Source organism: Paenibacillus sp. P32E (assembly GCF_001909085.1).
Lineage (GTDB): Bacteria > Bacillota > Bacilli > Paenibacillales > Paenibacillaceae > Paenibacillus_AQ > Paenibacillus_AQ helianthi.
On sequence record NZ_LVYY01000011.1, the window covers coordinates 78941 to 91422 of the forward strand.

Genomic DNA, 12482 nt, shown 5'->3' on the forward strand with positions numbered 1-12482 from the left:
ACTGAGTTGAAAATTGGCTCCGAAGGAGGCGGTCAGGCGCGAATGTCCAAGATACGGATTTTTTATCAAAATCATCTGAAGAAAAAAATGTTTAACAAGATCCTCCTGTTCTACTCCATGGTCATGGTTCTCTTGTTTATAAGTGTCTCTATCCTGGCTTACCGCTATTACGAGCAGCGGCTCGTACGGGAGCAGATGGATGCGAGTCTTCAGGAACTGGACATCATCAGCATCAGTCTGAATCAGCAGAACGAACGGATGTATGGTGCGGTGCAGCAGATTTATACGGATGCGATGATTGGAGACGATCTGAAGTATTTTTTGACTCATGAATATGAGAACTTCCTCAAGTGGCGTCTGAATCAATATGCAAACAGCTACAGGACAGAACGTAACAGCTTTGACTATCATTTACGACAGCTGCTGAAGGAGGAGGCATCCATCTCGAACATTGTCCTGTACAGCTCAGATCAGGACTTTTTTTACGTTCTGAACCGGGAAACACAGCATTTTTACGATCAACCGCCGTTATCCTCTGAGCACCAGTACTGGTACGAACGGTTCAGGAATCAGCCTTGGCAGTATATGGGCAACGAGCCGCTATTCAAGGGAAAAGCCATCGGGGAATCAACACCTTACAGTTACGTGAATGTGCTCAAAGATCCTGTGACGCTGAAAGAATACGGTGCCATTCTGTTCGAACTCAACACCGACCGTATTAAAGGGCTGCTGCAGGAAAAGTTGAAAAATACGAGCAGCCGTATCATGCTGATCACGTCGCAGGGGCAAGTGATTTTTGACTCGCAGGGGCGATACGATAATACTGTCTATCCCTACTGGAAGCAGATAACGAAGCCTGGAGATTGGGTGAATCTGGAGGAACGTTCAAAAGTACAATTGCTGAATATCGGGAACACAGGGATGGTCGCTGCTGCCATTATTCCGCAGTCTCAAATCGTACAGAGTCTTCAAACCTTACGTTTTAGTCTTACAGGGATTGTGATCTTATGCATCATGATCAGCATCTCCGTGACGTTCACCGTTATCCGCCGCTATTCCAAAAAAATCCACAGAATTATCGTCTACATGCGGCGCTGGCAGGAGGGTGATTTGAGCAAGCGGATCAAAATGGAAGGGGAGGACGAACTGCAGCAGATCTCGCAAAGCTTTAACCATATGTGTGACCGGCTGGAGTCCTATATCCAGACCGTCTACATCTCTGAGATCAAGCAGAAGAATGCACAGCTCGTGGCTTTGCAGGCGCAGATTAATCCGCATTTCCTGTACAATACGCTCGAGAGTATACGCATGAAGGCCATCAGTTCAGGGGCCAGGGATGTCGGTCAAATGATATATATTCTCGCCACAATGTTCAGGCATTTGGTCAAAAAACAGACCCATGTCACATTGGCCGAAGAAATCGAACTGTGCGGGATGTATTTGGCCTTAATCCAATACCGGTACGAGAATAAGCTGCAGGTGGAAACGAACATCGAGATGGCGGTCGCCGGCAGCATCGTAGTGAAATTGCTGATACAGCCGATTATCGAAAATTACATCGTTCACGGCTTTCAGGCGGATGACGACGATAACCGGATTTCCATAACGGCTGCAGAACAGGGGAGACACATCATTATTCGTGTGAAGGATAACGGCAAGGGCATTGCGCCTGAGAAAATGACCGAGCTGCACAAGGCACTGCAAAGTGAGGGGGGAGCACCTTTGCTATCCAGTGATTCTCTGGGTCTAAAAAATGTACATGAACGTATCCGTTTGAATTATGGCAGCGAGTACGGAATAAGTGTGATCAGCGAGCAGGGTAAAGGTTGTGAAGTCATCATCGAAATACCATTCACAAGGGAGGACTAACTGAATGAGGAACGTATTGCTGGTGGATGATGAGCCACTCATTGTCGAAGGAATGCAGTCCATCATCGATTGGAATGCGAATCAAATGCAAATTGCAGGTACAGCGCGAAATGGCGTGGAAGCGCTAGCAACGCTGGACGGCTTATCCGTAGATTTAATTATCACGGACATCATGATGCCCCGGATGACAGGACTTGAGCTGATCCGGGAAGTCAAAGTACGCAGTCCCCTCACTAAGTTCATCATTCTGAGTGGTTACGAGGAATTCAACTACGTACGGGAAGGCATCACGCTGGGTGTCGAGAACTATTTGCTCAAGCCGGTCAATATCGGCGAATTAGAAGCGACGATTAAGCATATGCAGCACGATTGGGAGCGGGAGGAAGTCAGACAAATCCATATGGATCAGAGCTGGAGGATTCTGAGAACCAATATATTGCAACGGTGGGCGAACGAAACCATTAATGCCCAAGAGTTCCGGGAGCGCGCACAGCTGCTGGACATCCCCTTGACCAAGTCACGTTACAGTGCTGCTGCGCTGCGGATTGTAACCGGTCACGATATGGAGGAACCGCAGTTGTACAGACCCATTATCGCTGAGCAATGTGAAATCATAGGCGGGAAATATGTACCGGACGGCTGTGAGATCATCTGTTTCCCTGATCAGGAAGGAGATATCATTGTGCTGTTCGCTTCAACCGGGAGGGAAGGAGAAGAATGGAAATATCATGCGCTTTACGGGATGAAGCAGTGGATCGTCTCTGATACAGGAGCCTGTGTATGGGGGGTGAAGGGACAGTCCGAGCAATCCTATCTGGGATTTCCGCAAAGCTGCAGACAAGTGAAGCTGTGGTTTCAGAATCATTTGTTAGGCGACTCAGAGACTCTCTTAGAGTCATTGGACGACAGAAATGAAGCTGCTCATACGTATGAAAATAGGGAGCCCGCTATGGATCAATTCCATAAGTTGCTCCGGGACGGGCAGCGTCTTGAGGTTGACGGGTTCATCGACGACTTCTTTGATGTTCAGGCAGAGGCCGGGCACTCCGCAAGAATGCCGTTCTTCAACTCCGCAATTCAGCTTATGCTGGCGGCCAAGACTTTGGAAAAGACACCGGACTACGGCGGGGTTTTCGGTCCCTTATCCAGAATTCATACTCGCAGCGGGCTGAAGCAACTGGTGAAAAGTGTGGTCCATCAAACACTTGATACTTACCATGCGGCAGAAAGAGACTATAGCCCCCATGTGATGGCTGTACTGGATTTCGTAAAAAACACCTACAAAGAGGAGCTTTCGCTGAAGACGCTCAGCCAGAAATTGGACCTTCATCCCAACTATCTGGGGCAGTTGTTTCAACAGGAGGCGGGTACGAGCTTTTCCGATTATGTCAATCAGTACCGGATTGAACGTGCCACCCATCTGCTGCTGTACTCGGACAAAAAGACGGCGGAAGTGGCGGCGGAGGTAGGCTATTGGGATACTTCTTACTTTTACAGGCAGTTCAAGAAATATGCCGGCGTTTCCCCTACGGAGCTGCGTTCGATGTATATGAAAAAATAGGCGGCGACCTGTCTTCTAACAAAACACACCTTGCAGAGGTGTGTTTTTTTGTGAAATGAAGGCGCTATCTTTAATTAATCCATCATTTTATTGTATTTTTCAACTTTCACGGCGGCTGCCCGGCTTTCATAATAAAGACAGGGGTGAACGGGAAGATCCAAAACACCAAATGAGCTGAAGCTAACCATTGTTGATTATAGGGGATGAACAGTGGATGAACTCAGCTGCAAGTGAATCAAAGGAGGGACAGCCGTGCTAGGCATCTTGAAGAAACTGATAAAGAATAGGGCGTTTCTTCTGCTGGTATTACCGGGAGCAGCGTGGTTTATTATTTTTGCATATTTGCCGATGTTTGGGACGATTATTGCCTTTAAGGATTTCCGGATTCATCCGGGGGGGTTTTTTGAAAGCGTTTTAAAAAGTGAGTGGGTCGGTTTCAAAAATTTCGAGTTCCTGTTCTCGACAGATGATGCTTATATCATAACGCGCAATACCATTCTGTATAACGTCGGTTTGATCATGCTTGGACTGGTGCTCGCGGTTACGCTTGCCATCATTATGAATGAGCTGTTAAACAAACGGCTGGCGAAATTTTACCAAACCGCGATGTTTATGCCGTATTTCCTCTCATGGGTTATTATTAGCTATTTTGTGTTCTCGTTCCTCAATGTAGAAAAGGGCGTGTTCAACCAGCTCCTTGTCTTCTTTGGCGAAGACCCGGTCAGCTGGTATAGTGAGACGAAATTTTGGCCGTATTTTCTTATCTTTCTGGGTCTCTGGAAAAATGCCGGATACGGGAGCGTCGTCTATCTTGCAGCAATCGCTGGCATCGACCGCTCTTATTATGAGGCGGCAATGATCGACGGTGCTACCAAATGGAATCAGATCCGGTTTATTACACTGCCGATGCTGAAGCCGCTTATGATCATTTTGACAGTTCTGGCACTCGGCGGCATCTTCCGGTCGGATTTCGGGTTGTTCTACCAGGTTCCGCGGGATTCCGGCGCACTGTATCCGGTCACTAACGTTATTGACACATTCGTGTATCGGGGACTGACGATCATGGGCGATACAGGTATGAGTACGGCTACGGGTCTATATCAATCCGTTGTTGGTCTGATTCTCGTTCTGCTCGCGAATTATGCGGTACGCAAAATTGAAAAGGATTATGCCGTATTCTAAAAAATCGGCAAGGGGGTGCTGCAATGAATGACTTAAGCAAATCTATAGAGAGAACAGTGCTCTCTGCTCCCGGGAAAAAGAAAACCAGGGACATCAATGCGATTAGTCCATTATGGAATTTTATATTTAATGTGGGTGTGGGCTTATTCGCCCTATCCTGTATCTTCCCGTTTATTTTTATCATTGTCATTTCGTTTACGGACGAGAAGACATTGGCTCTCAACGGCTTCAGCATTCTGCCCGAGGTGCTCAGTCTGGACGCCTACCGGTTTCTGATGCGGTCCGGCGAGCAAATGGTGCAATCCTTGGGTGTGACCTTAGCCGTAACGGTGATTGGAACTGTTCTGACGCTGTATCTCGTTTCTACATATGCGTACGCAATTTCACGCAAGAACTTTGACCAGCGCCGGTTCTTCAGCTTTCTCGCTTTCTTCACCATGCTGTTCTCCGGGGGGCTGGTCCCGGGATATATCGTCGTTACGCAAGTACTTCATTTGCGGGATACCCTTTGGGCGCTGATCTTCCCATCTATTCTGAACGCATTCTATATTATCGTCATGCGTACCTTTTTTACGACGACTGTACCGGATGCGATTATCGAATCGGCCAAGATCGACGGAGCAACCGAATTCGGCATTTACACACGTATTGTGCTGCCAATCTCGCTGCCGGGTATTGCGACTATCGGGCTTTTCAGTACACTTGGCTTCTGGAATGACTGGTTCAATGCGCTTCTGTATATTGATAATCCCAATTTAATACCACTGCAGACACTTTTAATCCGGATTCAGAACAATATGGACTTCATCGTACAGAACAGCAGCCAGGTAGTATCTTACGATATTGCTGCGACCTTGCCGACAGAGACCGTACGTATGGCTATGGTTGTGCTGGCTACGCTGCCAATTGCGCTGGCGTATCCTTTTTTCCAAAAGTATTTTATCCAAGGGCTTACGATTGGTTCGGTTAAAGAATAAGTTGGATAAGTTGTATCTGCCTGATCCAGGGCAGTAACAATAGATATTTATATTGATTAGGGGGAGACATATGAAGTCCAAGAAAATGGTATTGCTGATGGTTGTGTTTCTGTTTGCACTCGCTTCCGGGTTGGCTGGCTGTGGCAGCAATAACACGAAAGAGAGCAGTGATGGGAACACCCCGTCCGGGACCCAATCGGCTAGTCCAACGGAATCCGGCGATCAGGCTGGGGATAAGCTGGACCCGGTGAAGCTTAAGGTATACCTGATTGGTGGTCCACAGCGTGACCTGCCAATGGTTCAAGAGGAAATGAATAAATATTTGACGGACAAAATCAACGCAACCGTTGATATCACAATGATTGACTGGGGCGACTACTCGAAACGGTTGCCGGTAATCACTGCTTCCGGGGAGAATTACGATATTGCGTTTACCTCCTCCTGGGCTTTTGACTACCTGCCGAACGCGACTCGGGGTGCGTTTTTGCCAATCAATGATTTGCTGGAAAAATACGGTCAGGATATCATAAAAGAGCTCGACCCGCGTTTCCTGACTGGATCGCAGGTGAATGGTAAAAATTATGCTGTGCCGGTCAACAAGGAGTTGGCCTCGCAGTGGGTATGGCGATTCAACAAACAGTATGTTGATAAGTATAAGATGGATATTACAAAAATCCGTACCCTAGAGGATCTCGAACCTTATTTGAAACAAATCAAGGAAGGCGAGCCGGCTGACATCACACCACTGGCTGTACCGAAAGGCTTCAAGCCTTATATGCCGTTCGATTTCCTCCTGGGCGATGAATTCCCGGTTGGGATAAATATGAACTCAACGGATGGGAAGTACGTCAATATCCTTGAATCCGACGAACTGAAAAGCTCGCTCAAAACCATTCGGAAATACTATCAAGCCGGTTATCTGCGCAAAGATGTCGCAACTCTGGAAGGCATTGATAACATCAAGACAGGCAAATGGTTCGCGGACCGCGAGCAAACGCAGCCTTATGCAGAATTGGGCTGGTCGAGAAGTGCGGGCTATGACATCGTGACCTCACCTATGCAGGATCCGGTTATCTTCACAGGCTCCGCTACCGGTTCTATGCACGCAATCTCGGCGAATTCCAAAAATCCGGAGCGTGCGATGATGTTCTTGAACCTGCTCAATTCGGACAAATATTTGCGCAATCTGATCAACTACGGTATCGAAGGCACACATTACAAGAAGATCTCTGAAGACGTCATTGAAGATCTGCCGGCTATGAAAGACGGTTACCAGATGCCGGGATTCGCACTAGGCAATCTGTTCCTGACCTACAGCCACAAGGAAGATCCTGCAGATAAATGGGAAGCGTTCAAGGAGTTCAACAATTCCGCCAAGGTGGCACCAAGCTTTGGCTTCAACTTCAACCCCGATCCAGTGAAGACAGAAGTGGCGTCTATCTCGGCGATCGTAAAAGAATTTTATCCACCTATCATGACAGGTGCAGTCGACCCGGATGAACATCTGCCGAAGGCAATCGCCAAGATGAAGGATGCCGGACTGGATAAAGTCATTGCGGAAGCACAGAAGCAATATGACGAGTGGAAAGCGGCCCATAAATAGGCTGACATTCACATCAATTGATCCATTGGAGGAGGATGGCATGAAAAAGATAGGTGCAGGTTTTATCTTCTTAATTGTGATATGTGCTGCATTATCCACTTCTGCGTTAGCCAAACAGCCTTATTCATCCTATTGGTTTCCAGAGCAATTGCTTCAGTGGAGTCCGGCATCAGACCCGGACGCGGCTTTCAACCGTAGTACTGTCCCGCTGCAGGACCGTTTTGTGGGAGCAGGAGTCAACTCTCATGCGACTAAAGCGCCGAAAGTCATGGCTTTATCAGCACTGAATCCGGGAACAAGCGGAGTACCCTCGCAGGGCTCGGACAAATTCGGGGCAAACACGTTTACCTATTGGCAATATGTTGACCAACTGGTCTATTGGGGCGGCTCGGCCGGCGAAGGGATCATCGTGCCTCCAAGTGCCGATACGATCGACGCTGCCCATAAGAATGGCGTGCCGATCCTCGGAACGGTGTTCTTCCCGCCAGCCGTGTATGGCGGTAAATATGAATGGGTGAAGCAGATGCTAGAGCAGAAGAGTGACGGCTCCTTTCCTGCCGCTGACAAGCTGATCCAGGTTGCGGAGTATTACGGATTTGACGGCTGGTTCATTAACCAGGAGACAGAGGGTGGGACGCCGGCTGACGCACAGCAAATGAAAGCTTTCCTGCGTTATCTTGAAGTGCACAAATCTGCATCTATGCACTTCGTATGGTACGATTCCATGACCAAAGAAGGCAGTATCAGCTGGCAGAACGCACTAAATGATAAGAATGCGATGTTCCTGCAGGACAATGGAAAGCAGATAACAGACAGTATGTTCCTGAACTTCTGGTGGAAGGATCTTGGAAGCTCGGCGGAAAAGGCCAAAAGCTTGGGCAGAAGTCCATTTGACCTGTATGCAGGCATTGACGTTGAAGCCAAAGGTTACGATACGAAGGTGAACTGGAATCTGTTGTTCCCGGAAGGGAAGCCTGCAGTCACATCTCTGGGGATTTACCGCCCGGACTGGGCTTTTAACAGTGCAGAGAGTATGGAGGATTTCTTCAGCCGCGAGAACAAGTTCTGGGTGGGTCCTAACGGAAATCCGGGCAATACCGCGAGCAGCCAGACCTGGAAAGGAATCGCGAACGATGTGGTCGAAGCATCCCCTGTAAATGAACTGCCCTTCATCACCAGTTTCAACACTGGAAGCGGACAGAAATATTATGTTCTCGGGAAGCAGGTACGGGATAAGGGATGGAATAACCGGAGCCTGCAGGATATCCTGCCGACATGGCGCTGGATCGCAGACAGCAAAGGAACACCGCTCACACCGGTGCTGGATTGGTCCGATGCGTATTACGGTGGCAGCTCGCTGAAGGTATCAGGTGTGCTGAGCCATGACAATGCGACACATCTGAAGCTCTATAAGACAGATCTAAAGATCGAAGCAAGTACGAAGCTGTCGGTTACGTACAAAACGCAGAACAAGCCTAGCCTGAAGGTTGGCCTTGCTTTTGCAGACCATCCCGACCAATTTGTCTTTCTTAACGTGAAGGATAAAACATCACCAGGCTGGACTACAGAAACACTGAATTTGACCCCGTATAAAGGGAAACGGATCGTGGCGTTGTCACTGTATTTTGACACCACGGATACGATAAGTGATTATGCCATACACATTGGCCAGCTCGCCATCCAAAATGCCAACGACCCGATTCAGCCGCTCCCGGCGGTTAGTGGGCTGAAAGCCACTTCATCTGACTTCCGCAATGGAATCTATGGAGATGCCAGATTGCAGTGGAAACCACTTGATCAGCAGGTGAAGCAGTATGAAATCTACCGTGTATTGCCCGATGGCAATGAGGTGCTAATGGGGGCAACGCCGAATCATGTGTTTTACGTCCCTGAGATGAGAAGAATTGACAAGGAAGCGGTAACGGTATTGAAGGTCGTTGCGGTCAATGGAAGATACGGGCAAGGTCAGGCCTCCAGCGTGAAGATCAGCTGGCCGGCTTATCCGAAGCCGACTGCGGATTTCAAGGCCGACCGGACGCTGGTGGCTCCGGGTGAGAGTGTAAACTTCACCGACCTGTCGACTGAAGTGACAGAAGGCTGGTCATGGACCTTCGACGGCGGAAGCCCGGCTGTCAGCACCACGAAGAACCCGGTGGTAATGTTCAATCAGGAAGGTGTATATAGCGTGACACTGACTGCAACTAACAGCTCGGGCCAAGACACAATGTCGAAAAAGGCACTAATCACAGTAAGCAAGGAAGCCGGTTCAGTGAAGAATCTGGCACTTGGCAAAGCTGTAACAGCCGATCAGGCCTGCGGGGATAAGGAAGGAGCACCGAATGCCGTAGACGGTAAAGTGACGGACAACAGCAAATGGTGCGCGCTTGGCAATCTGCCTCACTGGCTTCAAGTCGATCTGGGCGCCGAGCATCCAATCAGTGCCTTTGTCATCAAGCATGCTGAGAGCGGAGGAGAGTGGTCCGGGTTTAATACCAGCGATTATACCATTCAGGTGAGCAGCGACGGTACGAACTGGACCGATGCCGTCAAGGTCCAAGGAAACACGGCAGCGGAGACGACTGAGGCGATTGCGCTAGTTAAAGCCCGCTATGTAAAACTAATCATCACTAAGCCCTCGCAGGGTGCCGATACAGCCGCGCGAATCTATGAGTTTGAAGTCAAGGGGCTGTAATAGTATACAAAACAGCGTTTCTACCGTTAATGGAGAAGCGCTGTTTTGCGTTTTTATATATAATGGGCCAGCAAATAAAAAAGTTACTCAACTTAGCAAAAAAAAAGAAATATAGATTATTTAAGTATATTATAATTGACAAATACGACTTAGATTATATGAAAAGGTGAGACTAATGAAAAGAGAGTTATACCATTTAATCCAAATGGGCATCTTTGCAAACAATTGGAGGTTGAATAAGATTGAATAGGCATGAAAAAAGCAGCAATGCACCAAGCCTGCTTCGCAATCGGTTCCTGCAGACCATTCTATTATCAAGCGTGCTGCTGCAGATCGGCATTTGGGTCCGTAATTTCGCTATTCTCCTGTATGTTGCAGAAAAAACAAACAATGATCCCTACGCCATTTCGCTGATCAGCGTAGCAGAGTTCGCACCTATTTTTGTTTTTTCGTTCATCGGAGGTACATTTGCCGACCGCTGGAAGCCGAAGCGAACGATGATCTGGTGCGATTTATTATCTGCGGTATCTGTATTCGCAGTACTTTTGACCATACATTTCGGTTCATGGCATTCTGTCTATCTTGTAGCATTCATCTCAGCGATTCTATCGCAGTTCTCACAGCCTTCAAGCATGCGGTTGTTTAAGTATCATGTACCGGAAGAACAGTTGCAGCAAGGGATGGCTCTATTCCAATCACTCATGGCTATCTTCATGGTGCTCGGCCCTATGCTCGGCACCTTCGTGTACAGCACGTTTGGCCTTGAAACGTCGATTGCTATAATGGGCGTGGTCTTTCTGCTGTCCGCACTCGTCCTTATTCGCCTGCCTGAGGATCATTTGAAACCTCAAACGACCGCTGGAAAAGGGCAGTTCCGTAAAGATTTCAATGAAGGCTTCCGTTATGTCTGGCACAGCCAAGTGCTGCGTATGCTCGGACTCGCATTTATTCTCGCCGGACTCGCAGTTGGGGTTGCCCAAGCGCTCAACCTGTTTATCGTAACGGAGCGGCTAGGCAAAAGTAAGGAGTTCCTGCAATATCTGTTGATGGTGAATGGCGCAGCCATGCTGATCGGTGGCGGGATCGTAGCCGTCTTCGCCAAGCGGGTTCCGCCGCAGCTTCTGCTGGCAATAGGTATGCTGGCAGGCGCAATATGCACTGTCATTGTCGGGTATTCGACTAGTGTTCCGCTCACGCTGACCGTTCAATTTCTGAATGGGCTTGTGTTCCCTTGCATTCATATCGGGATCAGCACAATGATCCTGAAATGGTCACATAGCTCCATTGTCGGCCGCGTAAATGGGGTTCTGAATCCGATGTTCGTAGGCATGATGGTCATTTCCATGTCTTTCGCTGGCGCGTTAAAGGATGCCTTTTCGCTAGGTACGATCTATAGCGGAGCAGGATTATTATTTTTTCTTGGCGCATTGGTCATGGTGCCGATTATGAACCAAAAAGCGCCGGATCACTCACATGTTGCACAAGAGGCATAATATCGTGATGTGTATAAGGTTGTATACAGAAGAGCCTGTGTCCGGTTCTTCCGCGATGGGATTATAACGTAATCAGTAGACCGCTCCTCCGGGGCGGTCTATTAGTTGTTCCAACCTCTATTTTTTCATACGAATCTGAAAATCGATCCCCTGCCTCTTCGCTCGGAGTCACACCACACCTTGCTTCGCCTTCATACATTTCAGATTGTAAGTCCGCCCATAGGCCTTGCCGTACCTTACGATTCGGTTGATCATATTACGGTCCTGCAGCTTGGTGAACGGGCAGGGATCGGGGGCTGTATTCACTTCCAGAATCCAGGGCTTCAGATGCCGATCCAAGGCAATATCTGCACCGATTTCCTGAAGGCCGGGGAAGGCAGTGCTTAACTGATGGGCAGACTTTACTCCAATTTCCTTCATTGCCGCGATCAATGCTGCACGCTTTTCTAGGTTTGTGTAGGCGTTCAACAACACCTCAACCGGATATATGGTCCCTCCTTGACTGCCGTTGGTCACCACCTTGTGAGGATGCGCTACGCGTCCTGCAATCCCCGTAGCTTCCCACTCCCTCTTGAGATTCCGCTGCACCATCACCCGGATATCGAAGGGCCGGCCATTATAGGTAAGCAGCCGGATTCCCTTTTGGACTAAATAGGATCTTTCCTTGATTTCCCTATAGATTGCGCGATAGGCGGTGTCGTAATCGGAGAATCTATGCACTTGCGTACCGGATTGATAGCGGTAGGACATCTCATCCCTCGGGTCATGATCTCTTCTGCTGCTGCGATTTAAGCGGCTGACCGGAAATTTGTCAACCCGAATCACGCCCTGCCCCAATGAACCGCAGCATGGCTTAATATACACCATTTGATATTTTTGCAGCATCTCTTTTAGCACGCTAGGATTCATTTTTCTCGTTACCGGGATATGCATCCTTAATTCTTGGCTTCCAGCGAGCACCTTTGTCTTCGTCAGCTTGTTGGATATACGTGTGATTTGTTCCTTCATTATGTCCCTCCGTTGCAATAAGCCTATAGGCTATCTTACGGGGATCGTTGAACTTTTGATTGGGCAGCAGACGATAAAAGAACACACCCGGAGCGTG

The 12482-nt window shown here is 48.5% G+C and carries 8 protein-coding genes; 7 read left to right on the forward strand and 1 reads right to left on the reverse strand.

Annotation, left to right across the window (positions count from 1 at the left end; translation table 11 throughout):
• Positions 1–42: 42 nt before the first annotated feature.
• The 7 genes from A3848_RS11855 (at position 43) to A3848_RS11885 (ending at position 11377) form a co-directional block, all read left to right on the forward strand.
• Complete coding sequence (locus tag A3848_RS11855) at positions 43–1869, forward strand: sensor histidine kinase (RefSeq protein ID WP_074085144.1); 1827 nt, start codon at positions 43–45, stop codon at positions 1867–1869.
• Between the two features lie 4 nt (positions 1870–1873).
• The gene (locus A3848_RS11860) at positions 1874–3430 is read left to right on the forward strand and encodes a response regulator transcription factor (protein ID WP_074085145.1); all 1557 of its coding nucleotides are present in this window, start codon (positions 1874–1876) and stop codon (positions 3428–3430) included.
• Between the two features lie 252 nt (positions 3431–3682).
• Entirely contained in the window at positions 3683–4612 is a 930-nt protein-coding gene (locus A3848_RS11865) for an ABC transporter permease (RefSeq protein ID WP_074085146.1), read from the forward strand.
• Between the two features lie 23 nt (positions 4613–4635).
• Positions 4636–5589: a carbohydrate ABC transporter permease gene (locus tag A3848_RS11870; protein ID WP_074085147.1), complete on the forward strand. Its 954-nt coding sequence runs from the start codon at positions 4636–4638 to the stop codon at positions 5587–5589.
• Positions 5590–5659: 70 nt separating this feature from the next.
• Positions 5660–7192: an ABC transporter substrate-binding protein gene (locus A3848_RS11875; protein ID WP_074085148.1), complete on the forward strand. Its 1533-nt coding sequence runs from the start codon at positions 5660–5662 to the stop codon at positions 7190–7192.
• 40 nt (positions 7193–7232) lie between these two features.
• Positions 7233–9884 carry an endo-beta-N-acetylglucosaminidase gene (locus tag A3848_RS11880; protein ID WP_074085149.1) on the forward strand — a complete coding sequence of 884 codons (2652 nt, stop codon included), beginning with the start codon at positions 7233–7235 and terminating at the stop codon, positions 9882–9884.
• A 242-nt stretch (positions 9885–10126) separates the two neighbouring features.
• On the forward strand, positions 10127–11377 hold the full coding sequence (locus A3848_RS11885) for an MFS transporter (protein WP_074085150.1): 1251 nt from the start codon (positions 10127–10129) through the stop codon (positions 11375–11377).
• 168 nt (positions 11378–11545) lie between these two features.
• Here the strand turns inward: A3848_RS11885 and A3848_RS11890 are convergent, their stop codons facing one another.
• Positions 11546–12385: a YheC/YheD family protein gene (locus A3848_RS11890; protein ID WP_083612094.1), complete on the reverse strand. Its 840-nt coding sequence runs from the start codon at positions 12383–12385 to the stop codon at positions 11546–11548.
• Positions 12386–12482 lie beyond the last annotated feature (97 nt).

Coding starts and splice junctions, on each gene's coding strand:
- A3848_RS11855 (WP_074085144.1), top strand. CDS start 43: ATGTCCAAGATACGGATTTTTTATCAAAATCATCTGAAGAAAAAAATG.
- A3848_RS11860 (WP_074085145.1), top strand. CDS start 1,874: ATGAGGAACGTATTGCTGGTGGATGATGAGCCACTCATTGTCGAAGGA.
- A3848_RS11870 (WP_074085147.1), top strand. CDS start 4,636: ATGAATGACTTAAGCAAATCTATAGAGAGAACAGTGCTCTCTGCTCCC.
- A3848_RS11875 (WP_074085148.1), top strand. CDS start 5,660: ATGAAGTCCAAGAAAATGGTATTGCTGATGGTTGTGTTTCTGTTTGCA.
- A3848_RS11880 (WP_074085149.1), top strand. CDS start 7,233: ATGAAAAAGATAGGTGCAGGTTTTATCTTCTTAATTGTGATATGTGCT.
- A3848_RS11890 (WP_083612094.1), bottom strand. CDS start 12,385: ATGAAGGAACAAATCACACGTATATCCAACAAGCTGACGAAGACAAAG.